The organism is Rhizobium gallicum bv. gallicum R602sp, from assembly GCF_000816845.1.
GTDB classification, from domain to species: domain Bacteria; phylum Pseudomonadota; class Alphaproteobacteria; order Rhizobiales; family Rhizobiaceae; genus Rhizobium; species Rhizobium gallicum.
Map to the genome: position 1 here is coordinate 542637 of NZ_CP006877.1, position 24928 is coordinate 567564.

The 24928-nt window shown below is 60.4% G+C and carries 18 protein-coding genes; 9 read left to right on the plus strand and 9 right to left on the minus strand.

All coding sequences use genetic code 11. The features are described from left to right. Window positions 1–77: 77 nt before the first annotated feature. Complete coding sequence (locus RGR602_RS02770) at window positions 78–2075, minus strand: methyl-accepting chemotaxis protein (protein ID WP_039846606.1); 1998 nt, start codon at window positions 2073–2075, stop codon at window positions 78–80. Between the two features lie 696 nt (window positions 2076–2771). Here RGR602_RS02770 and RGR602_RS02780 point away from each other — a divergent pair. Beyond that, the gene (locus tag RGR602_RS02780; RefSeq protein WP_039843843.1) at window positions 2772–3644 is read left to right on the plus strand and encodes a transporter substrate-binding domain-containing protein; all 873 of its coding nucleotides are present in this window, start codon (window positions 2772–2774) and stop codon (window positions 3642–3644) included. Here the strand turns inward: RGR602_RS02780 and RGR602_RS02785 are convergent. From RGR602_RS02785 to RGR602_RS02805, 5 genes are all read right to left on the minus strand, one after another. Beyond that, window positions 3641–4054 (minus strand): tellurite resistance TerB family protein, encoded by a 414-nt coding sequence (locus RGR602_RS02785; protein ID WP_039843844.1) that lies wholly within the window; start codon window positions 4052–4054, stop codon window positions 3641–3643. The two genes, RGR602_RS02780 and RGR602_RS02785, sit on opposite strands and share 4 nt — an antisense overlap. 62 nt (window positions 4055–4116) lie before the next feature. Further along, window positions 4117–4857, minus strand: a complete 741-nt coding sequence (locus tag RGR602_RS02790) for a hypothetical protein (RefSeq protein WP_039843845.1) — start codon at window positions 4855–4857, stop codon at window positions 4117–4119. Between the two features lie 11 nt (window positions 4858–4868). Beyond that, window positions 4869–5534, minus strand: coding sequence for a S24 family peptidase (locus tag RGR602_RS02795; RefSeq protein ID WP_039843846.1), 666 nt, complete (start codon window positions 5532–5534; stop codon window positions 4869–4871). 103 nt (window positions 5535–5637) lie between these two features. Beyond that, the gene (locus RGR602_RS02800) at window positions 5638–6285 is read right to left on the minus strand and encodes a response regulator (protein WP_039843847.1); all 648 of its coding nucleotides are present in this window, start codon (window positions 6283–6285) and stop codon (window positions 5638–5640) included. 90 nt (window positions 6286–6375) lie between these two features. Beyond that, the gene (locus RGR602_RS02805) at window positions 6376–6774 is read right to left on the minus strand and encodes a hypothetical protein (protein WP_039843848.1); all 399 of its coding nucleotides are present in this window, start codon (window positions 6772–6774) and stop codon (window positions 6376–6378) included. Between the two features lie 118 nt (window positions 6775–6892). On the opposite strand from RGR602_RS02805, the gene RGR602_RS02810 reads away from it, so the two are divergent. Together RGR602_RS02810 and RGR602_RS02815 are read left to right on the plus strand one after the other, a co-directional pair. Beyond that, window positions 6893–7246, plus strand: a complete 354-nt coding sequence (locus RGR602_RS02810) for a DUF952 domain-containing protein (protein WP_039846607.1) — start codon at window positions 6893–6895, stop codon at window positions 7244–7246. Continuing rightward, entirely contained in the window at window positions 7243–8331 is a 1089-nt protein-coding gene (locus RGR602_RS02815) for a quinone-dependent dihydroorotate dehydrogenase (protein ID WP_039843849.1), read from the plus strand. The genes RGR602_RS02810 and RGR602_RS02815 overlap by 4 nt, the downstream gene beginning before the upstream one ends. Before the next feature lie 316 nt (window positions 8332–8647). Here the strand turns inward: RGR602_RS02815 and RGR602_RS02820 are convergent, their stop codons facing one another. Then, a complete protein-coding gene (locus tag RGR602_RS02820) occupies window positions 8648–14191 on the minus strand; it encodes a trifunctional serine/threonine-protein kinase/ATP-binding protein/sensor histidine kinase (protein ID WP_039843850.1) in 5544 nt (1847 codons plus the stop codon). A gap of 645 nt (window positions 14192–14836) precedes the next feature. Between RGR602_RS02820 and RGR602_RS02825 the strand changes: the two genes are divergently transcribed. Then, a complete protein-coding gene (locus RGR602_RS02825) occupies window positions 14837–15412 on the plus strand; it encodes a response regulator transcription factor (protein WP_082046483.1) in 576 nt (191 codons plus the stop codon). A 671-nt stretch (window positions 15413–16083) separates the two neighbouring features. On the opposite strand, the gene RGR602_RS02830 is transcribed toward RGR602_RS02825, so the two are convergent. Then, the gene (locus RGR602_RS02830; RefSeq protein ID WP_039843851.1) at window positions 16084–16722 is read right to left on the minus strand and encodes a response regulator transcription factor; all 639 of its coding nucleotides are present in this window, start codon (window positions 16720–16722) and stop codon (window positions 16084–16086) included. An 808-nt stretch (window positions 16723–17530) separates the two neighbouring features. On the opposite strand from RGR602_RS02830, the gene RGR602_RS02835 reads away from it, so the two are divergent. Both RGR602_RS02835 and RGR602_RS02840 read left to right on the plus strand, forming a co-directional pair. Beyond that, window positions 17531–17926: a response regulator transcription factor gene (locus RGR602_RS02835; protein ID WP_039843852.1), complete on the plus strand. Its 396-nt coding sequence runs from the start codon at window positions 17531–17533 to the stop codon at window positions 17924–17926. A 509-nt stretch (window positions 17927–18435) separates the two neighbouring features. Next, complete coding sequence (locus RGR602_RS02840; protein ID WP_039843853.1) at window positions 18436–18660, plus strand: hypothetical protein; 225 nt, start codon at window positions 18436–18438, stop codon at window positions 18658–18660. Between the two features lie 181 nt (window positions 18661–18841). Here RGR602_RS02840 and RGR602_RS02845 read toward each other — a convergent pair whose 3' ends face one another. After that, entirely contained in the window at window positions 18842–19528 is a 687-nt protein-coding gene (locus RGR602_RS02845; protein WP_039843854.1) for a TetR/AcrR family transcriptional regulator, read from the minus strand. 185 nt (window positions 19529–19713) lie between these two features. Here RGR602_RS02845 and RGR602_RS02850 point away from each other — a divergent pair, with 185 nt between their 5' ends. The 3 genes from RGR602_RS02850 to RGR602_RS02860 are packed head-to-tail and all read left to right on the plus strand — an operon-like array spanning window position 19714 to window position 24927. Next, window positions 19714–20778, plus strand: a complete 1065-nt coding sequence (locus RGR602_RS02850; protein ID WP_039843855.1) for an efflux RND transporter periplasmic adaptor subunit — start codon at window positions 19714–19716, stop codon at window positions 20776–20778. A gap of 1 nt (window position 20779) precedes the next feature. Beyond that, a complete protein-coding gene (locus RGR602_RS02855) occupies window positions 20780–21877 on the plus strand; it encodes an efflux RND transporter periplasmic adaptor subunit (RefSeq protein WP_052451477.1) in 1098 nt (365 codons plus the stop codon). After that, complete coding sequence (locus RGR602_RS02860; RefSeq protein WP_039843856.1) at window positions 21874–24927, plus strand: efflux RND transporter permease subunit; 3054 nt, start codon at window positions 21874–21876, stop codon at window positions 24925–24927. The genes RGR602_RS02855 and RGR602_RS02860 overlap by 4 nt, the downstream gene beginning before the upstream one ends. Window position 24928: the final 1 nt, after the last annotated feature.

The following is a 24928-nucleotide window of genomic DNA, read 5'->3' on the forward strand; positions in this document are numbered from 1 at the left end:
GGTACAAAACGCCACCTATCAGTTCGGCCATTCGATCCACAGGTGGGGCACCTAGACGATCGGGCGGGTCCCCGCTCTCAAAATTCTGTCCAATCGGCTTCCTGGTTTTGCGAAGCGCTGTTCATGCCGAATGCGCCGGCAAGCTTCTGGCCAAGTGCGCGTGCAGGCGAAGCGGCGGGCCGCGTGCTCATTGTCGCCACGCCGATTGCGGGTTTTGAGACCGGCGCCGGACGGGTCACCGCAGGCCGTGTTGGTGCTTGCGGCATCGGACGTGCCGCTGCGATGAAGCTATCCGTTCCGCTCAGCTTGAACTGGCCGAGCAGTTCGTTCAGCGCGGCGGCCTCCGTTGCCAGGCTCTGGCTTGCTGCCGTGCTCTCTTCGACCATGGCGGCATTCTGTTGCGTCCCCTGGTCCATGGTGTTCACGGCCGTATTGATTTCCTGCAGGCCCGTCGATTGCTCACGGGAAGCCTCGGCGATCGCGTGGACGTGCTGGTTGATCTCCTGCACCTCATGAACGATGGCGTCGAGCGCCTTGCCCGTTTCGCCGACGAGGGCAACGCCGGTCTGGACATGTGTGCCGGAATTGGTGATCAGCGACTTGATCTCCCTTGCCGCATTCGCAGAACGTTGCGCCAGTTCGCGCACTTCCTGAGCGACGACTGCAAAGCCCTTGCCCGCTTCGCCCGCACGTGCTGCCTCGACCCCGGCATTCAGGGCGAGCAGGTTCGTCTGGAAGGCGATGTCGTCGATCACGCCGATGATATTGCTGATCTCGGCCGAGGACTGCTCGATCTGCTGCATCGCCTTGACGGCATTGCGGACGACTTCGCCGGACTTCTCGGCGCCTGCGCGGGTGCGGGCAACGAGTTCGCTTGCTTCCTGCGCGCGGCGCGCGGCGTCCTTTACAGTCGTTGTTATCTGTTCCAGAGCGGCAGCGGTTTCCTCCACGGAGGCGGCCTGCTGCTCCGTGCGCTTGGAAAGTTCGTCGGCCGATGAACGGATTTCATTCGCCCCCACGCCGATCGCCCGCGCATTGGCGCCGACGGCGCGCATCGCCTCGTTGAGCTTTTCGACCGAATGGTTGAAGTCGTGGCGCAATCCATCGAGATGTTCTGCGAACGGAACATCGATATGCGAGGCAAGATCGCCCGATGCGAGACGGCGCAGCCCGTCGCCGAGCGCCTCTGCCGCGCCGGATAATTCCGCCGCTTCGCGAGCCTTCTGGGCGTCGCGCTCGCGGCGTTCGCCATCGGTCAGGTTGCGATCGACTTCCGCCTGGGCTTCGAGCTGGATGCGCTCGATCGCGTTGTTGCGGAAAACTTCGAGCGCTTCGGCCATCTGGCCCACTTCGTCGCGGCGCTCAAGGCCCGGCACATCGCCGTCGGTCTCGCCTTCGGCAAGGCGTGTCATTCGTTCACGAAGCTTCGCCATCGGCGACGTGATGCCGGCCTGTGCGATGACGACGCCGAGCGCGATGGCGCAGATAACGGCCGCCGCGACTATCGCAAGGCAGAGATTGATGCGGTCATTGACGCTTGCCGAAACGGCGTCTCCGCCATCGTTGAGCATCGACATCAAGGCATCGTTATTCGCCGTCATCTTCGGTGTCAGTACGGTGAGCTTGGCGTTCAGCTGAGCGGCTGCAATCTGGGCTGCGGCGCTGTCGCCGGACTTGCTCATTTCGGCGACCTTGTTTGAAATCGTTTCTACTTCGGCGATTCCACTGAGAATATCGTCTATCGCTGGCTTACGGCTGGGCACCAGAACGGCCGCCTCGTTAAGACGGTCACGCGCTTGCGGCAGCTTGCTCGGTGTGGAAAGCGCGGTATGGAAAGCGGGCGTGCCCGCCTTCAGGCTCGCCAACCTCGTGGTCTGCAGCACGGCGGCGACGACAGAGGCGCTGGCGCGCGCGCCTTCCATGGCCGCCAATGCTTCATGGTCGATGAAGGCGCTGTATGTCGCATCCGCATGACGGAATTCGGTGATGACGTAAATCAAACCGCCCATGGCGATCATCCCCAGAAGCATGAGGATGGACATGATCTTGGTTCGAATTTTCAGGTTCTTCAGCAGTGTTCGCATGGAAAATATCCGCTTTCTTAGGCCTTCTGCTTGCCCGGTACTCTCGAAAATCTATGGTTCGAAACTCGGCATAGAGCTGCGGCATGTTCGAAATGATGTGGTGAGGCTCGACGTCCGCGTCATGCAGCCGGCTGAAAAAAGCCGTCGTCGTCTGCGGCATAAGAATCGATATTGCTTAACGGTAACCTAACGTTCAAAGGCCGATCCCCAGTAATGCGAGGCGCGCATTTCGCGCAATTTCCTATGGTGGAATCTCGCTCGGAGTATGGGGCGTCTTGTCCCGGAAGAAGAGGTTCGTCTAAAGCTTCTAGCACGGCTCGCCACCCGGCGGCGGACAGCATGAGCCGGCCGAGCGGCACCCAATCCATCGCAGCCGGGTCGCCTGTTTGCCGCTGACCATCTTCAATTCGCCCGAGCAGGATGAAGAGGGTGTAGCCCCAGAAGACGGTGAAGAGATCGATGCCGACAGGATCGGCTAGGCGGGATGAGGAGGCCGATCTCTGCACGCGCCTTTTGTCCGACCGGATATCCGTTGCCGCGCGTTAAAGCCGACGATACCCATCTGCCGCACTTCGGCACTGCCGTTTGCCATCGTCGAGACGGTGCGGCCCGGCGCATATTCCCCGAAACGCATGACTCTGATACAGGGATCACCGAGCGACGATGCCCCGACCCCACGAGCCGGACATGAGACAATCTTTCCTCGCCTCTACAAGGTTTAAGGTTTTTTTAACCTTACTGCAATTAGTAGCTGCATTGTATGCGGCACCTGGCTTTGCGCAGCAGACGCCGTCGTCGCTGCCGCTGCTTTTTGATGCTCGCGAAAGACTTGCCAAGCCGGACCTTTCGTCGCTCGTCCGCCTCCGATTTCTCACCTCAGTCGACTTCCCGCCTTTCAACTTTACCGATCAGAACGGCAAGCTGGCGGGTTTCAATATCGATCTGGCCCGCGAGATCTGCGATGAATTGGAAGTTGCTGCGAAATGCCAGATCCAGGCACTACCCTTCGCCGATCTCAAGGAAGCGCTTGCAGCCTCCCAGGGCGATGCCGTCATCGCGGGACTGGCCGTAACCGCGGACTTGCGAAAGCAGTTCACCTTCACCCGTCCCTACCTCATGCTGCCGGCCCGCTTTGTGCGCAATGCGAAGGCACAGATCAACGGGAATACCGCCGCATCCCTCTCCGGACGTCAGGTCGGCGTCGTCAAGGCGACGGTCCATGAGGCCATGCTTGCCGCCTTTTTTCCGGCAATAAAAGCCGTGCCTTTCGAGAACAAGGAAGCGATGCTTGCCGCTCTGAAGGATGGCAAGGTGGATGCCGCCTTTGCCGATGCCCTGCAATTGTCCTTCTGGGTTTCCTCCCAGGCGTCAGCAAAATGCTGTGCGCTCTTCGACGGCCCTTATCTGTCGGAGCAGTTTTTGGGGGAAGGCATGACGATCATGCTTCGCCAGAACGACGGCGTATTGACCGCAGCATTGGACCACGCGCTTGCAGCGCTTTCCAAAAACGGCCGCCTGCAGGAAATCTATTTGCGTTATTTCCCTTACGGGCTCTTTTAACCCTTGCGGAAGCGGGCGATCGCACTGCGTTCGATGGCAGCGCAGGTGAGCTTGTCGAGTTCCAACCTGTCGCGGAGCATGCTGAGCAACCGAAGCTCCTCGGCCTTGACCGAAAGGTCGGCGGAGGCGACTTCGACGGCAAGTGCATAGGCGGTATCATAGAGCCGCGAAGGCAGCGTGTCCTTCACCGTTTCCAAAACGACATCCAGCCCTTCCGGTCCGGCCAGCAGCGATGCGCAGTCGCGGGCAATCGAAATCAGCTTATCGTGGTCGAAATCCTTGAAGACCGGTAGAAAGCCGATCAGCTGGCCGATGCGCTCCATTTCCCGGTCGTTCATCGTGCTGTCGACAGCGGATGCCATCACCATCACGTATATCAGCGCGTCATGGGCGGAAAGCGGCTTGTTCATTCGGTCATTCCCTCTGTTTCGGCAGGAGTCTAGGAATTGCCGTGCGCCATTACAAGGGATCGCTAGATCGGATCGAGAGGATTGTCCGGCGGCGGTCCGGGCGGCAACGTCAGCGGCGCGCCCTTGCGCGGATCCTCACCATAGATGCCTTTCTTCTCCGCTTTGGCCTTCGCACCGGCTTCGATCAGTGCCGATTCGGCCGCCGCATCCGCCCAACCGTTTTCGACGAGCCATTGAGAAAGGTCCTGCGCACCGATCTTGCAGGAGGCGGTCGTGATACCGGTCCAGTTGACATCCTCCAGATCGCAGGTGACCGAGCGCAGTCGCAGAAAGAGCCGAAAATTCGTCTTCGCCAGCATGCCGCACGGCCATTCGTTCCCATCCGGTTCTTTGCAGACCTTGTCGGCCTGTGTCGGAACGATACCGGCAAGGCGCAGCTTCCTGTTTCCGAAGGCGAGAATGCCTGCACTCTCGGCGACCGGCCTCGGCAATGTCGCGGCCTTCTGCGGCTCCGGCTTTGGCTTTTCCGGCTCGGCTGTGGCAACCCGTTCGAGCGGCTTGCCATCCGCCTGCGCTGGATAAAATCGACTGGCTTCATCAACCGGCCGCGCGCTCATGCTGATCTTTGGATCGGGAAGGGCAAACGGCGGCTTTGGAGTCTCCTTGGATTTGGCAGTTGTGACGGGTTCTTCGCTCGCGGTTGCCGCCGCGTCCGGTTCGCCAAACCGCTCCCTGCCTGCCGCCAGCACCCCGGCGACGATTGTTATTCCCGCAACAGCTGTCAGAAGTGCTGCAGGCCGCATGGAAGATTTTCCTATTGGCTGGCCCAGATAATGCGCGCGATCCAATCCACATCGGAAAGCTCGATCGTCCGGTTTGGATGTTCGGGATTGAGAGACATCAGTTCGATGGAGCGCGGGCTCTGGCGCAGTAGAACCTTTGCCATCACCTCGCCCTCTCGCGTCTTGACGACGACGCGATCGTTGCGGCGCACCTGCGCGCCCGGCTCGACGATCAGCACGTCACCGTCGCGATAAAGCGGCATCATGCTGTCGCCCTGCACTTCGAGCGCATAGACACCAGCCTTCTGCGAGGGGGCGGCTGGAAATTCCACCACATCCCATCCCTGGCCTGCCGGGAAACCGCCGTCGTCGAAAAAGCCACCCGCACCGGCCTGTGCGAAGCCGAGCAGGGGAATGGAGCTTCCCTGCGACGGGAATGTGCCGTCCGGCAGCCCGGACAAGTTGTTTGCAGGCCGCATGAAGCCCATGAACTGCTCCATGGTGGCGCCTGTCGCATCGAGTACCTTGGCAATCGATTCCGTCGAAGGCCAGCGCAGGCGGCCATCGGCAGACAGCCGCTTGGATTTGTTGAAGGAGGTGGGGTCGAGGCCCGCCCGGCGAGCAAGACCAGACGGCGTCAGGTCATGCCGTTGGGCAAGCCTGTCGATCGCTGTCCAAATCTGCTCGTGTGACAGCATCTTGCCTGATCCTGCGCCCCGCGCCGCTCTCCAATCGGCAGGCAGACTAACGCCAAGCTTTCTCAGAGTAAAGTAAAAAGAGGAATAAAATCCTGTCTTGGAGTCAGGCGACCATCGCCATGTTGATCTTGCCGAGCTGGATGACGGCCTGGGTGCGGCTGTCGACGTTGAGCTTCAGGAGGATGGCCGAGACATGCGCCTTGATCGTCGCTTCGGAAACGCCGAGTTCGTAGGCGATCTGTTTGTTGAGCAGACCTTCGCCGAGCATGGTGAGCACGCGGCTTTGCTGCGGCGTCAGCGTGTGCAGGCGGTGAATGAGATCGGCCACGTCCGGATCCTGTTCATGGCCGTCGCGATAATTCTCGGGCGTGGCAATATCGCCGGCAAGCACAGTCTGGATGCTGCTGCGGATATCTTCGATGCCGGACGACTTGGAAATGAAGCCGGAAGCGCCGAGTTCCAGCGCGCGGCGGATCGTCGTCGCGTCGTCGGTTGCGGAGATGATCACGATCGGCAGGCTGGCGAATTCGGCACGCAGAGCCATCAGCCCGGAAAAGCCGCTGACGCCCGGCATGGCAAGATCGAGCAGCATGATATCCGCGTCCGGATGATCGGTTGCGGCAGCACGCGCGGCCGAGAAATCGCCGGCTTCCACGATCGCGTGCTGCCCCTCCATGCCGGTCACGGCCTGGCGCAGCGCATCCCGGAAAAGCGGATGGTCGTCCGCAATGATCATCGTCTGTTCCTGCATCGAAAACTCCCTCCCAAGAGCTCGATTCCATCCCCTCATGTGCGAGGCTACGCGCCGCACATGCCTTCTGCTTCATACTACTACATCAAATCAGGTCTTCTGCGGAAGAGGCGCGGACTTTTCTTCCTCCTGGAATTGCTTCACCATGCCCATGAAGCTCTTCATCATTCGCTCCATGATGCTGATCGAGCGGTCGATCTCGGCATCGGTGGGCAGCGCCTTGTTGACGATGCTCTTGTTTTCGAGCGCAGTCACGCGGTCGGAAAGCCTGTCGAGTTCGTCGTCATAAGCTGCGCGTTCGTCCGCCGCCATGCGGCATACCAGCGAACCGTCCTTTTCCTCGCAAAGCGCCATCGCGCCGGTATGCTTGTCGAGGCGGACGAAATGGTCTCCGCTGCGCTCGAGCTGGAAGCGCGCCGGGTCCTGCTCGGCGGCGAGCGCTGTCAGCGGCAGAAGAATTGCGGTAATCCCGATTGCGATCGTCTTCATGATTGATCCTCCGGATTTCTGTTGCGGCTATCCTGTTTTTCATGGGGGAGCCGTGGACATCGCCGTTCCTTTCCGGCAAAGCGCTCACCTACAGCATCAGCCATTGCATGAGGCCATCATGAGCGTGACACCCGTCGTTTACAAGATCGTGACCGAGGCTCTCTGGCAAGAAGCCAGGCAAAGCGGCGTTTTTCGCGGCGCAGGCATCGACCTTAAGGACAATTTCATTCATCTCTCGACGGAAAGGCAGGTGCGACGGACCGTGGCCCTGTTTTTCGCAGGCCAGCCCGGTCTGCTGCTCATTGCCATTGATAGCGGCAAGCTCGGCGACAAGCTGATCTTCGAACCCTCCAGGGACGGCGATCTTTTCCCGCATCTTTATGCCGAACTGCCGCTTTCGGCGGTTATCTGGGAAAGGCCGTTGCCGCTCGATGATGCCGGACAGCATATCTTCCCGGAACTCCTGTCATGATCGGCGCGTTCAAGCACACTGCCCGCAAGGGGCTCTTCCTCTTCGATCCCGAAACGGCGCACGGCATGTCAATCGCCGCGCTTAAATCCGGCCTGGTTCCCGCCTGCCGTATTTCGCCTGATCCGCGGCTGGTGCAGACGGTCGCCGGCCTCACCTTCGAAAATCCGCTCGGCATGGCAGCCGGTTACGACAAGAATGCCGAAGTTCCGGAGGCCCTCTTGAAGCTCGGTTTCGGCTTTACCGAGATCGGCACGGTGACGCCCAAGCCGCAATCAGGCAATCCGCGCCCGCGCATTTTTCGTCTGGTGGATGACGAAGGGGTTATCAACCGCCTCGGCTTCAACAACGAGGGTCATGACGCCGCCTTCCGGCGTCTGTCGGCGATCCGCGGCCAGGGCATTATCGGCGTCAACATCGGCGCCAACAAGGACAGCGAAAACCGCATCGCCGACTATGTGGCCGGCATCCGCCGTTTCTATTCGGTGGCGCGCTATTTCACCGCCAACATCTCCTCGCCGAATACGCCGGGCCTGCGTGACCTGCAGGCACGTGAGAGCCTGGCCGCTCTTCTGTCCGCCGTAATTGCCGCCCGCGATGAAGAGGCCGCGAGATCGGGCCGGACGATCCCGGTCTTCCTCAAGATTGCGCCCGATCTCACCGAGGAGGGCATGGACGATATCGCCGCCGAAGCGCTCACCCATGGGCTGGAGGGCCTGATCGTCTCGAACACGACGCTCGCCCGCGACAGTCTGAAGGATCAGCGGCAGGCGAAGGAAGCGGGCGGTCTTTCCGGCAAGCCGCTTTTCGAGAAGTCGACCGCGGTTCTCGCGAAAATGCGCAAGCGCGTCGGCGCAGCGCTCCCGATCATCGGCGTCGGCGGCGTTTCCTCGGCGGAGACAGCGTTAGAAAAGATCAGGGCAGGGGCCGATCTGGTGCAGCTTTATTCTGGCATGGTCTATGAGGGCCCGGGTCTTCCGGGCAAGATCGTGCGCGGCCTTTCAAAGCTCCTCGACCGTGAGCAGGTCTCGTCGATCCGCCACCTGCGAGACACGCGCGCTGATCACTGGGCCACCCGAAACGTCTGATTGGCCCGACGCTTCACCAGATGTGAGCTTGAGCGTCCGAGGAGAGCCATGACAACGCTTGGGATTTTACGATCTGAGGGAATGCAACATAGAAACGCGAGACGCTGGCAAGCGCGAGAGCGCCGCCCAGCACGGCGCATTTGCGGATATCCATGGTCGACGTCTTGGCTATTCTGAATCAACCCGCACTGGCCCGATGACCGCATCATGAAGGTGAAATTCAGCTTCGGCGGCGCCTCAGTCGTCTCGTGAGACGGTCTTCACTCTTGACGGAGAATTGCATTGCCGCGAGAGCTTCACCCAGTCGTTCGTCCCATTAGTTTCCCAACATTGCCATTTGGTCGGCATGCTTTGCACCAGCGGTTTCGTCTCGTTCGAGAGGCAAGGTGAACAGAAACACTGCCCCACGAGGTTTGTTCGCGGTGGCCCACAGCCGGCCCCCGTGAGCCTCGATGATCGAACGGCAGATCGTCAGGCCCATACCCATGCCGCTGGATTTGGTCGTGTAGAAGGCCTCAAACAGGCGGTCCATACTTTGCGGGTCTAGGCCTGGACCCGAGTCGCGCACCCCGACGACCACGCCTCCAGAGGCCTCTGTCCCGGTGCTGATCAGCAACTCGCGCTCTTCCTCATTAATGCCGCTCATCGCCTCGATAGCGTTCATGATCAGGTTTAGGATCACCTGTTGCAGCTGGACGCGATCTCCTTCCACGGACGGGAGGCTCGTCGCGAATTCGGTCCGCAGCGTGACGCCTTGCCGGAGCACTTCACTGCCGGTCAAGGCAATCACGTGACGAATGGCTTCATTGAGGTCGAACAGCCCGTTGCGGGGGGGCTCCTTCTTGACCAAGGCGCGGATCCGGCCAATGACATCGCCGGCTCGATTGGCGTTCTCGACGATCCGGCCGAGCGCCTGAGCCACCTCCTCCAGATTAGGCGGATAGGTGCCAAGCCAGCGCAAGGCCGCCTGGGCATTGGTGAGGGACGCGGCGAGCGGCTGATTGACTTCATGGGCGATGGAGGCTGTGAGCTGCCCCATGGTGGCGACGCGGTTTGCGTGGGCCAGTTGCCCTTGCGCCTCGCGCAAGGCTTCCTCGCTCTCGCGTAACGCCTCTTCCGCCTGCCGTCGCTCCGTCAAATCGAGGACGAAAGAGACACCTTCGTTCCTGCTCTCTTCTAACAGTGCACCGCCCATCAGCACGGGCAGACGGCTGCCATCTTTCCGAAAGTACTCCTTCTCGAACGGCTGGACTGCCCCGATCAGCTTCAGCTCTGCGATGGTCCGGGCATCGCGGTCGCGCCACTCGGCCGGCGTCAGGTCCGTCCAGCATAACCGACCCGAGGCAAGATCCTCCCGGTCGTAGCCCACCATGCGGAGGAAGGCGTCGTTGGCCTCAAGGATGCGACCTTCGATATTCCAGATGACGATCCCGATGATGTTGGCCTTGACGAGGCGGCGAATCTTAGCTTCGCGTTCAGCGAGATCGCGGTACAACCGGGTATTCTCCAGTGAGATCGCCGCCTGAGAGGCGAGCAGCTTCAGCACCGCGCTCCGGGCCGGCGCGAAGACCCGAGGGGCGAGGTTGTTCTCAAGATAGAGTACGCCGGTCAGTTGGCCCTGGTTGAGCAACGGCACACAAAGAATGGAACGAGCATGGTGCTGACGGATGTAGGGGTCCGCGGAAAATGGATTCTGAGCCATGGCGTCGCCGAGAACCACGCTTTCGCTTGTGCGTAAGACATAATGAAGGAGCGATTCCGGCAACGTGCTCGCGGTGACGATCTCGTCACGCAGCTGCACCACGACCGTGTCGCCGCCGGTCGTGGCTTCCGCCGCAATCCGTGACTGACCGCCACGCGGCAGGATCAACAGGCCGCGCTCGGCCCCCGCCTGCTCAACGGCGGTGCGCAAGACCGTGTCGATCAGCTTTTGAAGGACAATTTCGCCAGAAACGGCTTGCGAGATTTTGATAACGGTTGCGAGATCGAGTTGCTCGATCGGTGCGCCGATGGTGCTGGTTGGAGCAGGAGCGCGTTCTTCCCCTCTCAGGTCAGGATAAAGCTGGTCGAGTTGCCGCACCTTACCGTCGGCGCCCCAGCGCAGATAGCAGCCACGCGCGTTGCGGAGATAGAGACGAGTGAAGTCCTCGAAACCTCCTTGCGCATAAAAGCGGGCGGCGAGTTCATATGCGAGGGCTTCGTGATGAATGAAGCCGTTGGCGCGCGCTGAGCGGATTGCTTGTTCGTAAAGACGCACGGCGTCGATGTCTCGGCCTTCAAGGCGTGCTATCTCGGCGCCGACCAGCGCGGCTCGGTTCTCGAAATTCTCGGGGCAATGCTTCGCATAGATCTGAAGCTGTCGGTGGTGGGCGACCAGAGCCTCCGTATGCCGCGCCCGCTGTTCAGCCACAGGAGAATCGCAGCATGCGGCGCGGGCCAAGGCGCCATAGAAATGATGTTCCGGCGTTTCTTCGAAATGCGACACCGATGTCCATGGAAGCCTCTGGGCCCGCAATGAAGCATCGACGGCCGCCTCATAGTCGCCCGCAAAGAACCGCGCCTGGAGTTTTCTGACGAAGTAGCAGGTTTCCGCAAGAATCAAATTCGGATCGTCGGAAAACCGGCGTTCGATCTCAGTTTCGTCAAATCCGTCGTCATCGAAGGAGCCGAATTTCCGGGTCAACCCGCGCAGCGTCCGGACGAGGCCGAGTTGCGCGCTGGCGAGGTCTATGACGAACTGGAACCGCACCTTCCGTGCAAACGTAAGGCCAATCTCCGCTTGGCGGTGCACTTCCACAAGCGGATCTCCCGCCGCCAGCAGGTTCGAATTCAAACTGGCATAGCTGTATCCGGCAAACGTGAGGTCGCCGCTCTGGTTGGCAATTTCAAGCGCTCGCCGCAAGATGTCGCGGGCGGTTCGGACATGTCTCGTCCACGGTATGACATGGGCCCCGAAGTCTTTATAAGTCCTGGCTTGGAAGCGCTTCAGTTCGCGCTCTTCGACCAGTTGGCAGCCAAGCCGACCGAATCGAAATCCGGCCGCATAGTCGCCGAAGCGCGGTCCGGCAATATAGCCAAGCGACACATAATGGTAGCAGGAACCGTCGCTGTTGCCTCGCTCGAGGCTCAGATTAACAGCCAGGCAGATCGCCATGCACGCAAGATTCGCATCGGTATGCCATACCGCCCCAACGAGCCGGGTGAGGATATCCAGCGTCGCGGAGGATGCTGGGTCGCTCATCAACGGCAGATCAATGAGCTCCTCGATTGCGCGACTCCCGAGCTGCGACCAGATCCGGCCGTATTCTCGTTGCACCTCCTCGTCGGCCGGATGCGGCGACCAGTCGATGCCGAGATGCTGCCTCAGGGAGTCGAGACCAACGGCGGCGGAGCGACTGGTCTGACCGAGCGCAGCGTAGAGATCGATGCGCAGGCAGGCGACAGCAGCCTGGTCGTCGGTGCAGACAGCACAATTGGAAAGCAGTGCTAACCGCTCCTCCGCGTCCGCCAGCGCGCCAATGAGGAACTCGCATTCGGCTCGGTTCAGCTCAAGCGCGAACGCCAGTTGTTGCTGGCGCTCCCAGGCGTCTTCCGGCAGCAGTGTCGTGCCGGCAACAAAATAGTTGAGCGCCGAGGCGTATGCCGTCGAGGCCTTGGCGCGTCTGCCGGCCAGCAGATTGAACTTCGCCAGTTGCTCGCGCTCCTCAGCTGAGGTGATCAGTGCGGCCCCGCGATTGAGCTGGCTGACAATCTCGAAGACATTATCGTCAATCAGTTCCGGCGCAGTATTCGCCGCAAGCAGTCTCCCTATGCGAAGGTGCAGCTCGCCGCGCCGCTCCTCCGGGATCAGCGAATAGGCAGCTTCCTGAACGCGATCGTGGACGAACCGGTATGCGCCTGCCAGACGTTCGAGCAGTTCATGAGCGACGGCAGGCCACAGGGCCTCGGGGACTTGCTCCTCCGGGGTTTCGAGGACGAGTGAAAGCATCGTGGTATCTGCGATGTTTCCGAGACAGGCGAACTGCTGCAACGCCTCCCGCGTTTCGGGCGGAAGGCGCGCGAGCTTGCCGACCATCAGGTGCACGACGTTGTCGGTGTATCCCTTGGCGTGAATGCGCTGGAGATCCCAGGACCAGCATGCCGCGTCATGATCGAAGGTGAGCATTCCCTCTTCGGCGAGCGAAAACAGGAACTGACGGACGAAGAACGGATTGCCGCCGGTCTTGTCGAGCATCATCTGTGCGAGCGGGGCTGCACGCTCGGGCTGGCAGTGGAGCGCATCGGCAATCAATTGCCGGAGATGGTCTCGAGTAAGCGGCGCAAGCGTGATTTCCGCGACCTTTCCGCCGGCGGTCTTGATCGCGTCAAGCTTGCGCATCAAAGGATGGGCGGCGCTGACTTCGTTGTCGCGATAGGCACCGATCAGGATGAGCTGTTGCAGATCCGACCGGGTCAGCAGGTCCTCCAGCAGGTCGAGTGTCGCCGTATCGAGCCATTGGAGATCGTCGAGGAACAGCGCGAGCGGATGCTCGGGCCGGGCAAAGACGCTGATGAACCGCCGGAATATCAGCTGGAATCGCCGTTGCGCGTCCTGTGGCGGAAGTTCAGCGACCGGCGGCTGGTCGCCGATGATGAGCTTCAGTTCGGGGACGAGATCGACCATCAGCTGTCCGTTCGGCCCCATCGTTTCGCTCAGCGCCTGGCGCCACGGTGCCAAATCGGCCTCGCTCTTGGCGAGCAGCCCCTTAAGGAGGCCCTGAAAGGCCTGCGCCAGGGTCGCATAAGGGATGTCGTGCTTGTACTGGTCGAATTTGCCGGACGCGAACAGCCCGCGCGGCGGCACCAGTACTTTGTGGAGTTCATTGACCACCGCCGACTTGCCGATGCCGGAATAGCCAGAGACGAGCACCAGTTCCGGCGCCCCGCTCAATACCACGCGGTCGAAGGCAGTGAGCAAGGTCTCGACCTCGCGCTCCCGCCCGTACAGCTTCTCGGGAATCAGAACGCGGTCCGGGATATCGCGTTCGCCGAGCGGGAATGTGTCAATCCGGCACTGCATTTCCCATTGGCTGAGACAGCGGCTCAGATCGTGCTCGACGCCGCCTGCCGTCTGGTATCGTTCCTCGGCCGTCTTGGCGAGCAGCTTCATGACGATGGCCGAGACCGCCGGTGAAACATCCGCCGTCCGCTCATTGGGCGGCATCGGCTGCCGTGCAATGTGGCAATGCACCCATTCCATCGGGTCGGAAGCGGCGAAGGGCAGGCTCCCGGTCAGCATTTCGTAGAGGGTGACGCCAAGGGCATAAAGGTCGCTGCGTGAATCGATCGAGCGGTTCATGCGCCCGGTCTGCTCGGGGGCCATATAGGCAAGCGTTCCGGCGACCACTTCGGGCGGCTCTGGCGCCTGCCGCTCGCGGGAGAGGCGCGAGGCGATGCCGAAGCCGGTGAGTCGCACCTCGGCGTCCGAGCCCGTTACCAGGATATTGGCCGGTTTGATGTCCTTGTGGACGAGGCCGCGCTGGTGGGCCTTACCGAGCGCAGCGGCGATGCCGATCGCGAGGCGCAGGAAAAGCTCCGTTTCCATCGCCGTTCCGAGCCGCCTGGCGAGCGGCTCGCCGCCCGGATCTTCAAGCACCAGCATGGTCCGGCCGCCTTCGCGCACCAACTCAAGCGGTCGCACCGCCCATGGGCTATCGAGCTCATCCTTCAATCCAAATTCATGGTCGAGGCGTTCGAGGCTTGAAAGTGTCGGGTGCTCGAGGGCAGGAAGCACGACCAGTACCGGGTTCCACTTGCCGTCGGCGCCCCGGCGCCGTTCCCGGTGGAACACGCGATCACCATCCTCCCAGAAAACCTCCAAACTGCTATCTCCACCAACGCTGACGAAAGAGGATGTGCTTACTTGCTGACTTCGTCACCTCGCCTGTCTCATTTGGCACTGCCACTCTCGTTACGGAGATCCGTCCAATCACATTGGCCAAAGCGAGCACATGTGACGAACCGTAATCATTTCCCTGCCTTCTTACCACATCTCGCCTGTTCGTCCCAGCGCATCAGCCGAGCGGCGACCACCCGCCCTCTCAATCCATGGTCCGCTGCTGCTGACGAAAGGCCGCCCAGCGGCGGCCGGGCGGCCGGGCGGATCGTGGACCCGCAGAGCTTCGGAGGGAGGAGGCGGCGAAGCTTATTGGTAGCAAGGGGAAATTCGCTACCTGCCTGTCTTGAGGCAACGAGTAGAGACTAGTGATAGAAAAGACGACGGAAAATTATCCTGTGGTTTATTCTTGCGATACTTTGGAGTACCCGCACAGAGACGCATCCGCGAACTTCTGCTCAGCGAGTGGCATGTTCATGGATCGGCAATACCACCGTCGCTCCAGGCGCGTTAGCCAGCTGAAGCAGGCACTGTCAACTACCATCGGCTATTGAAACCTATCCAAGCGTATAATGTCCTCTCCAGCCGCCTTGTCTTAGACTCGAAGCGATCCTGAAACAGGGAGCGGTCATGATGGTATCCCCATACTTTGTCCCCGACGCGTCCTCGGCATCCAACACGAAGACAGCCAGTGTGTTGGTCGCGGATCCGGAAATCGACGTTTTTTCCCCTCTTGTTGCACGTCTCCTTTCTGAGGGACTGGCGGTTCGGCTGGCCACGAGCGTTGCCGGAGCCAAGGCGCAGCTTGAAAGCGACGTGCCCGATTTCGCACTGATTGAACTCAAATACGTTGACGGCAATGGTTTTGAGATCGTCGAAGCGTTGGCAAATCTGGGCACTACACGCGTCGTGGTCCAAAGTAGCTACTGCAACATCAGCACGGCGGTCCGTGCCGTCAAAGAAGGAGCAAGTGACGTTTTGCCGAAGCCGATGGAGGTCGATGTCGTGCTCGCCGTGCTGCTCGGACGAAATCTCGATTCCGCGCCGATACCTGATACGATTTCGTGCCCCGAGGCGGTTCGCATCGAGCATATTAAGAGAATTTACACCATGTGCGGGGCGAACGTATCGCGCACTGCACGCACGCTTTGTATGCATCGAAGAAGCCTCCAACGCATCATGGCGCGGGATTCCTTCTCACTATAGACACCTTGAGTTCGGCTGCCACCCCATGCGGCGTCGCGTATGATCGAGACGCCGCAGACAAAGATCGCGTTCGTCGTCAGCACGGAGGCCCGACCCCTAGAACAAATCCAGGAAGAGTGTGGATCGATCCGGAATTGCATACAATCAAAAGATAGTGCAGCTGTGGAGACTCCACTTTGGCCGAAGCTGCACTAGCGGTGGCGCTCCGGCACCTTTGCGCTCATGCGGACCTCGTTGGTGGGCTCATATCCCATTCGGCCGCCATCGTATCTTTTGACGAGGATTGGTCCTTCGAATCGCACGGCATTCTCTCCCGACATCGCCATTGTTAATCACCATCAGTTCATTCATTTTTGTCTTCAACAACCCGAACTTGGCAGAGAGCACTTGTTAACCGTAACCCCGGCAGCCCGACATGCCGTGGTGCGATCTTATAGGCAAATCCAAATCCATTCGGTCGGTCTTGAGCGCGCGACCTTGCTTGCCATGCGAGATCCAAAAAGAAGCCTCCCGGGGGTTGGGAGGCTCAAGGCGGGCCGATCGGGGGCGATACGGCCTGGGAGGAGGAAGGAACCCGCATCATAGAGGAGGGCCCCCGCCCGAGCTATTGGCCGCCAGGAAGGATCGATTATCACTGAGGAGGGGGTGAACTATACGCGCGGCCAAGACCTTTATGAGTGCGTTTGCGGCTTTCCCGGCGCGAGCATCAGCTTATCAGCCATACGCGCGAGTTCGGGTAGGGACTTGGTTCCCATCTTTTGCATGACCTGGCTGCGGTGAACTTTCACGGTAATCTCGCTCACGCCTAGATCACCGGCAATCTGCTTGTTGAGCCGTCCGGTCGCCACCAAAGCCATCACCTCGCGCTCCCGCGGGGTCAGGCTATCGAAACGCGCGCGTACCGTCGCCAATGCCTTTTCATTTTCAAGCCACACGCGGTCGCGCGCCAGGCCGACGTGAACGGCATCGAGCAAATCCTGGTCTCGGAACGGTTTCGTCAGGAACTCGACTGCGCCCCCCTTCATCGCCTGGACAGACATGGGAATGTCGCCATGCCCGGTGATGAAGACGATCGGCAGCTGAATATTTTCTCGCGACAGCTCAAGCTGAAAATCAAGACCGCTTCGTCCCGGAAGCCGGACATCGAGCACGAGACAGGTCGGTCCGTTGGGTCGTCCAGACCTGAGGAAGTCGTCCACAGAGGCGAGGAGTTTCACGTCGAAACCGACCGAACGCAGCAGGCTGCCGAGCGCCTGGCGGATTTCCAGGTCATCATCGATGACAATGATGGTTGCCTCGGTCATCGTCAGCGCCCCCCAAGTTCAACCGGAGCATTGGGACGTGCAGGATCTGCACCCACTGCAGCAACAGCGGGCAAAGCCCAACCAGCAGAACGCCATTGACGCGATGAGAACACTCCTCCTCTCTCCTTCGTCGCTGCCGAAACGGAATTTTTTCGCGCACCAGAATGCGCGCTAATAACTTCAGCCACAAGACTAAATGCGGGCTGCCCACGAGAGCGCTTGCGCGTCCTGCAATCTGCCACAGCGTGCCGATGCGCTATGGCCGGCGCCTGCCTTACGAGGGACGGTGGCGCAAGTGTGAGCGGCGCGGGGCAGGCAAACCAAGCGCTAGCGACGCTGTGCCGAGTGATGCTCGCTCCGGCACGGCAGCCAAGCGGGATGAAACTGATCTTCGAGCACCGATGCAACCCTCTCGCCGGCACGGTCTACGCCCGGACCATTGCCGCCGTCTGCCAGCTCATCGAGACGGCGACTAGGGCCCACGACAAGCCGGCGTTCAGACTTGCGACCACGCTCCTTGACGCAGGCAGGTCTGAGCGAAAGCGTCGCCTGGGAACGCCTCTTCGGCCGGGTGGTCGCGTTCAATCGGAAGCTCAGGCGGCCACCGCGCGATCAAGGGTCCCTTCGGGCGGGCGATATGTTGCGGGCGCTCCTGGGCAGATGCCGCACTCGTTGCTGCCGCAAGGCCTCACACAATCTATACGATCGTATAGCTTGCGATGCCTTGGTCGCCGTCAGATACTAAACCCATCCATTCAAGCGCGCCACAACGCCAATTCGGTACAGCGCCGATCGGCGAAGTCGGGAGGCGGCAGTGCCAACCAAGAAACCTCTGATTGCGATCGTCGACGACGACGAGTCGATGCGCGAGGCTATCAAGGGGCTCATGAGGTCGATGGGATTTGACGCCGAGACCTTTTCATCCGCGGATAATTTCTTGAGGTTCCCCCATATCCGCTGCACGGCCTGCCTGGTGACGGACATCAATATGCCCGGAATGAGCGGGCTCGATCTGCACCGCCGGCTCGTCGCGCTGGGCAAGAGCATTCCGACTGTTTTGATCACCGCCTTTCCGGAAAAGAATGTGCGCGCGTCTGCCTTGGGCGCGGACATCGTCGGCTGCCTGACAAAACCGTTTGGTGAAAAGGTTTTGCTTGATTGCATCGGCTCTGCGCTAGCTCTCAGCAACAATGGCGAAAGCGGTTCATGAGGTCGCAAAAAAGTCCCCTCTGAGTTATCGAAACGTCGCCAAATCCATATTTGCGTCAATAAAGCTGCTAGGTCGGCCAACTGGCGGGAACTCGAGGTCCGCAATGCCTTGGCTCGTCGACAAGCGCTTGCGCGAATCGGCTAGAATCGTTGCAAGTGACTTCAGAATAGGGAGGAAAAACCAGCCGATCCAAACACTCCCACCGGGCCTTCGGCGCGGACTTTGATCTTTTCAATCCTATCAGCCGGGTCTCCAATCTGGAATAGCCACTGCGATCTGCGCCAAAGCCTCGCAGGGTAAGGCTTCCTGCGCATCTGCAATCCCCCACCGAGGAAGTTTAAGCGCGACAGCTTCCGGCAATCTGGTGGAGCGGGTTAAACCAAAGGCGGAAGTCAGCATGCCTAGAATTCAGAAAGTCTTCCGCAAGTATTATGGACCGAGATAACGCTTGGGACTAGCTTCAAAGGTGCCAACTGAAGGGAAATGCCCGCAACCAAAGGAAGCGCAGTATGACTGAGACGCTGGAGCAGAATGATCCTGCCATCGAAGAACTGATGAAAGACGCAATAACCAGTTACATGCTGGACAGTTTCGAAGTCGAGGATCGGTTGAAGGCAGCAGTCCAGAAGATCGCCTCGGAACTGCTTGCTGAAGAGCTGGCTGTTCTGAGGGAGAAGGCTGCGAAGGCCAAGTCGTGCTATATCCAGGTCGGAGATGTGTTGACACCGGCCTAAGGTCGGTCGGATATTCCCAGCCTCGGGTAGGGGAGGTGTCCTACGAGCGCTGCACCCCAATCCCGGGCAATGATGATTTGAGTGCGGAAATCACCCGCTCGGTCGCCAGCAAAACATCAGCCCCAATACGAGCATCCTCGCCAAAATGTCAGCAGGTCGCCGAGCGCGAGCCTTGGGACATTTATTCGGCAGGCCGAGGCCCCACCCACACGCCCGCTGGTATCGCGGGGATACTATTCGCCAATCCGTCGAGCATGCCTTGCAAGACGCTCTCGGTCAGCGCCTCCACTTTGTCGCTGGGGCCGACGAGGCGGTCTACCAGCAGCAAAGTGAGACCATGCATTTGCGACCAGAAAATTAGAATGGCACCGTCAATCTTGCGTGTATTTGCGGCCGTGTTCGCAATGAGCCGCCCGAGCGCCCCGTCGCTTATCGCGTCCACCAGAAGCGCTTTCATGTTCTCTGCCGCAGTTCTTTCGACAGCAGGGCGCCCATTGTCCTGACCGGTAAGGTAGCCGCCGAACATCAATCTGTAGAGCGCAGGATTATTGACGCCGCCGCAAACATAAGCGCGCGCTATAGCTGCCAGCCGCTCTCGCGGACTGTCGAGTTCCTTCGTCGCGTCGGTCATCTGCTTTGCAAGGAGCTCGAACCCTACCGCCGAGACGGCCGCCAGCAATTCGCGCTTGTCGGCGAAGTGTTTGTAAGGGGCGTTATGGCTGACGCCCGCTCGACGGGCGAGTTCCCGAAGCGAGAACTCTGTGGTTTGGGATTCGCTTAGGACATCGAGTGCGGCCCTAACGATCGCCCTGTGCAGGTCACCATGGTGGTACGGGCGCGGCTCTGTGCTGGACATGTCTTTGGTCATGATCGTCCATTTAGGTTTTTAAGTTGCGCGCGTCAACTTTTTACCAAGTCTATGTTGACAATGCCCACTCTAACGCTTAAGTGGGCGTCGTCAACATCGGGCGATGGCCCATTACATGCATCAGATTGGAGACTGCGACGAACAACGCAGCTCACTTTTGGTCGCAAACCGTACCGGAGAAAAAAATGCAGTCCTATCGATTGCTGGGAATTGCTCTCGCCTGTGCATGTCTGGGTGCTTGCGAAGACAAAGCCGAAGTGGCGCCGCCGCCGCAGCAAGTGCGCGTCGTCGCGGCCGCTGAGGCTCAGTATCAACAGGGTGCGGAAATCACCGGTGAGGTGAAGGCGAGAGTACAGAGCGAACTCTCCTTTCGCGTCAGTGGTCGGGTTCTTGAGAGAAAGGTCGACGTTGGATCGCATGTTAGGGCCGGCGACGTCATTGCCCGGCTCAACGACACGGAACAGCAGGCGGACGTGAGCGTCGCCCGCGCCGCACTGGAATCGGCGCAGGCCGTTGTCAGACAAAAGACATTGGCTTTCGAGCGATCAAGGTCGCTCCTGCGGTCACAGGCAGTTCCGCGGGCGATCTTTGATGATGCCCAAAAGGAACTGCTGAGTGCGCAGGCTTCCCTGGAGGGCGCCGAGGCCGCGCTCGCGACGGCCGAGGACGCGCTGTCCTACACGGAGCTGAAGTCCGCCGCAGACGGAATCATCACGGCGCGCAGCATTGAAGCGGGGCAGGTGGTATCGGCGGCGCAGTCTGCCTTCACGCTTGCAAACGACGGCCCAAGAGATGCGGTGTTCGATGTCTTCGAGGCGTTCTTCTTGGATGGCCAGCCGCTGAAGGACGTCGAGGTCGTACCAGTCTCCGACCCCTCGCTGAATGTCCATGCCGCCATACGCGAGGTCTCGCCCGTCATAGACGCGAAGGCAGGCACGATCCGGATCAAGGTGGGGCTCCAAAAGGGTACGCCATGGCCGCTTGGAACGCCTGTAGTGGGCAAACTGCGGGCCTCGCCGCGCGAAGGAATCGTGCTGCCGTACACCGCGATCGCATCAGCCGAGGGCGAACCCGCCGTGTGGTTCGTCAACGCCCGAAACCAATCCGTTTCGCTCCGGAAGATCTCTGTCGGCCGGTACCGCCAAAGCGATTTCGTCGTGACCAGCGGCGTCGCACCGCACGACCTGATCGTCACCGAAGGCGGAAAGTTCCTCAAGGAAGGCCAGGCGGTCGCCTGGGATGGCAAGTGAGATGACTCTCAATCGCATATGCGCCTTTCTCCCGCTTCTTGTGTCGGTCTCGCTGCTTGTAGGCTGTGATCAAAACTCCGTCGCAGGAGAGGAGCCAGCTCCCCGTCCGGTCAAAGTCGTCATAGCCGCGGCCGAACGAAGCCAGGCGGCAAGCTTGCCCGGCGTCGTACGAGCCCGTATCGAGACCGATCTGGCGTTCAGGACGTTCGGAAAAATGGTGTCCCGCAAGGTCGACCTGGGCGATCTGGTCCACAAGGGAGATGTCCTTGCAGAGATCGATCCTCTCAGTCTGCAGCTCGCGGTCAAGAGCGCGGAAGCTGATCTGCGCAACGCCCAGGCGCAGTTGGAGAACGCCGCGACGACGGAAACGCGCAAGCGAAGGCTCATGCGGAGCAATGCGGCAAGCATTGCCGATCACGATCTTGCCGAACAGCAGCTCAAGTCGGCTTCAGCCAATTCCGCGAAAGCAACGGCCAGCCTTGCCAAGTCGCGTGAGCAGCTAGGCTACGCCGAGCTGAGGGCCGAGTTCGATGGCGTCGTCACCGCCACGTCCGCAGAAACGGGCCAGACCGTCTCGGCCGGCCAGCCAGTCTTGAAACTGGCGCGCCTCGAACAGCGCGACGTGATCGTCGACGTTCCTGAAGCGCAGTTCAGCAACATTCGCCTGGACGACCACTTCAGCGTCGCCCTCCAGCTCGACAGTCGGATTAAGGCCACTGGCGTCGTCCGCGAGATCGCGCCCCAGGCCGATCCCAATACCCGCACCTATCGGCTGAAGATCGGCATCGATCGGGCCCCGGACATCTTCCGTCTCGGCGCCGTGGTCACCGCGACGCCGCTTGCCGGAGAAAGGAAGCAGGCGATCATGCTGCCGCTCTCCGCCATCCGCCATGAAGGCGGTACCAGCCAGGTCTTAGTGGTCGATCGCTCCACAGCGCAAGTTGCCCTGAGGGCGGTTGAACTCCAGGGCCCGGCGTCCGCCCCCCGTTCCGTTCTGGTTCTATCGGGCCTGCGGGAAGGCGAAGAGATCGTCGCCGCCGGAGTTGATGAACTCACCGATGGACAGAAAGTAAAACTCGGACAGGAGCTCCGCCCGTGAATAAATTCAACCTTTCCGACTGGGCGCTCGAGCATCGTTCTCTCGTCTGGTATTTCATGATCATGTTCGCAGTGGCGGGCGCCTTTGCCTATCTGGCGCTTGGCCGCGAGGAGGATCCATCCTTCACGATCAAGACGATGGTGATCCAGGCCCAGTGGCCCGGTGCTTCTGCGGAGGAAGTGACACAGCAGGTTACCGACCGCATCGAAAAGAAGCTGCAGGAACTCGACAACCTCGAACATACGCGAAGCATCACGACCGCCGGTCAGACCATCGTTTTCGTCGACCTGCTGCCAGATACGAACGCGCGGGACGTGAAGCCCACCTGGTCGCGCGTCCGCAACTTGATCGACGATATCAGGCACGAGTTCCCCCAGGGCGTGGTCGGGCCCTTCTTCGACGATCAGTTCGGCGACGTCTATGGCAACATCTTTGCCTTCATTGGCGACAGCGGACTTAGCCAGAGGGAACTGCGTGATTTCGCCGAAGATGCCCGAACACAGATCCTCAAGATTCAGGACGTCGGCAAGGTCGACATCGTCGGTGCGCAGGATGAGGTGATCTACCTCGAATTCTCCACCCGCAAGATCGCCGCCCTCGGCATCGACCGCACCGCCATCATCGCCACGCTGGAGGCGCAAAACGCCGTCACCCAATCCGGTTTTGTCGAAACCGGCCCGGAACGGGTCGCTTTGCGGGTCGGCGGACGCTTCATCTCCGAAGAGACCTTGCGTGGGATCAATCTTCGAGTAAACGACCGCTTTTTCCCGCTGACCGACGTCGCAACGATCACCCGCGGCTACGTCGATCCGCCGACGTCGCTCTTCCGCTTCAACGGAAAGCCGGCCATTGGCTTGGCGATCGGTATGAAGACGGGCGGCAATCTGCTTGCCTTCGGCGAAACGCTGGAAAAGACAATGAGCAAGGTCGTACAGGATCTTCCGGCCGGCGTCTCCGTTGAGCAGGTCTCAGACCAGCCGAAAATGGTTGACGAGGCGGTGGGTGGCTTCACCAAAGCCCTGTTCGAGGCGGTCGCGATCGTGCTTGCGATCAGTTTCATCAGTCTCGGGTTCAGGGCCGGCCTCGTCGTGGCAATCGCGATCCCGCTCGTTCTCGGTATCACCTTTGTGGTGATGCTCTACACCGGCATATCCCTGCAGCGCATCTCGCTCGGAGCGTTGATCATTGCGCTCGGTCTCCTCGTCGACGACGCCATGATCGCCGTCGAGATGATGGTGGCACGGCTGGAAATGGGTGACAGTCTCAAGAAGGCCGCCACCTATGTCTACACGTCCACGGCCTTTCCGATGCTGACCGGCACGCTCGTGACTGTCGCGGGATTCATCCCCGTTGCATTCAACAAGAGCAGCGCGGGCGAGTTCACTTTCACCCTCTTCGTCGTTATCGCCGTATCGCTTGTCGTCTCCTGGATCGTTGCCGTCCTGTTCACACCTCTCATCGGCGTGACCTTGCTGCCGAAGACGATGAAGAAGCACGCCGAGCACAAGGGCCGGTTTGCGAAAGCATTCTCGAGTATGCTGCAATTCTGCCTGCGCTGGCGCTGGATGACGATCGTCGCAACAGTCGTTCTCTTCGCAGGATCGATCGTCGGCCTGACGATGGTGCAACAGCAGTTCTTCCCGAGTTCGGACCGGTCGGAACTGATCGTTGACTGGAATCTGCCGCAGAACAGCTCAATTGCCGAAACGAGCCGCCAGATAGCCCAGTTCGAGCGTGAGATGCTTGCCGGCAACCTTACGGTCGAGCACTGGTCGACATATGTCGGGAGAGGCGCGCCGCGCTTCATCCTTTCCTTCGACGTGCAGCCGGCTGACGTTTCCTTCGGTCAGACGATCATCGTGGCCAAGGGACTCGATGCCCGCGACAAGCTGAAGCAAGAAGTGGAAGTTTACCTTCAGAAGACCTTTCCGGGGACGGATGCCTATGTGAAGCTTTTGGAAATTGGACCGCCGGTCGGCAAGCCGATTCAGTACCGTGTGTCCGGCGAAAATCTGCAGACGGTGCGCGACCTGGCACGGAAGCTTGGATCGATCGTCGGCACTGCTCCTTCCCTAAAAAACCTTGCCTTCGACTGGAACGAGCCGGCCCGCGTCGTGAAGATAGACGTGCTACAGGACAAGGCCCGGCAACTCGGCGTCTCGTCGCAGGATATCGCAATGGCGCTCAACACCGTCGTACAGGGAAATGAGGTAACCCAGGTCAGGGACAACATCTATCTGGTCGATGTCATCGGCCGTGCCGCGGAAAAGGAGCGCGGCTCGATCGACACCCTGCTTGATCTGCAACTGCAGAGCAGCAGCGGTCAATCCGTCCCGCTGTCATCGGTCGCAACCTTCCACTATGAGCTCGAACAGCCGACGATCTGGCGGCGCGACAGAGTTCCGACCATCACGATCAAGGCCGGGATCGGCGATGCGACCCAGCCCGCGACCGTCGTGAAGGCGCTCTCCGACAAGGTTGCGGCCTTCGAAAAGACGCTGCCGGTTGGGTATTCCGTTGCAGTCGGCGGCGCGGTCGAGGAAAGCGCCAGGTCCCAGGGTCCCATTGCAAACGCGGCACCGGCCATGTTCGTCATCATGGCGACGCTGCTGATGATCCAGCTCCAGAGCTTCCACAGGCTCTTCCTGGTCTTCTCGGTTGCCCCGCTGGCGCTTATCGGCGTCGTCGTTGCGCTGCTTGCAAGCCATGCGCCGCTCGGCTTCGTGGCACTCCTGGGCGTGCTCGCGCTCGTCGGCATCCTCATCCGCAACTCCGTGATCCTGATCGTGGAGATCGAGGCATTGCAAGGCGCGGGAAAATCGCCCTGGAAAGCGGTGGTGGAGGCGACTGAACACCGCATGCGGCCGATCATGCTCACCGCAGCAGCCGCGACGCTCGCGCTAATCCCGATCTCGCACGAGATATTCTGGGGACCCATGGCCTATGCGATGATGGGGGGTATCGTCGTGGGCACGGCACTGACGCTGCTCTTCTTGCCGGCGCTCTACGTTGCCTGGTTCCGGATACCCCGTGAAATCGAGCAGCCCTGAG

Coding starts and splice junctions, on each gene's coding strand:
- RGR602_RS02780 (WP_039843843.1), top strand. CDS start 2,772: ATGAGACAATCTTTCCTCGCCTCTACAAGGTTTAAGGTTTTTTTAACC.
- RGR602_RS02785 (WP_039843844.1), bottom strand. CDS start 4,054: ATGAACAAGCCGCTTTCCGCCCATGACGCGCTGATATACGTGATGGTG.
- RGR602_RS02790 (WP_039843845.1), bottom strand. CDS start 4,857: ATGCGGCCTGCAGCACTTCTGACAGCTGTTGCGGGAATAACAATCGTC.
- RGR602_RS02795 (WP_039843846.1), bottom strand. CDS start 5,534: ATGCTGTCACACGAGCAGATTTGGACAGCGATCGACAGGCTTGCCCAA.
- RGR602_RS02800 (WP_039843847.1), bottom strand. CDS start 6,285: ATGCAGGAACAGACGATGATCATTGCGGACGACCATCCGCTTTTCCGG.
- RGR602_RS02805 (WP_039843848.1), bottom strand. CDS start 6,774: ATGAAGACGATCGCAATCGGGATTACCGCAATTCTTCTGCCGCTGACA.
- RGR602_RS02810 (WP_039846607.1), top strand. CDS start 6,893: ATGAGCGTGACACCCGTCGTTTACAAGATCGTGACCGAGGCTCTCTGG.
- RGR602_RS02815 (WP_039843849.1), top strand. CDS start 7,243: ATGATCGGCGCGTTCAAGCACACTGCCCGCAAGGGGCTCTTCCTCTTC.
- RGR602_RS02825 (WP_082046483.1), top strand. CDS start 14,837: ATGATGGTATCCCCATACTTTGTCCCCGACGCGTCCTCGGCATCCAAC.
- RGR602_RS02840 (WP_039843853.1), top strand. CDS start 18,436: ATGACTGAGACGCTGGAGCAGAATGATCCTGCCATCGAAGAACTGATG.
- RGR602_RS02845 (WP_039843854.1), bottom strand. CDS start 19,528: ATGACCAAAGACATGTCCAGCACAGAGCCGCGCCCGTACCACCATGGT.
- RGR602_RS02850 (WP_039843855.1), top strand. CDS start 19,714: ATGCAGTCCTATCGATTGCTGGGAATTGCTCTCGCCTGTGCATGTCTG.
- RGR602_RS02855 (WP_052451477.1), top strand. CDS start 20,780: ATGACTCTCAATCGCATATGCGCCTTTCTCCCGCTTCTTGTGTCGGTC.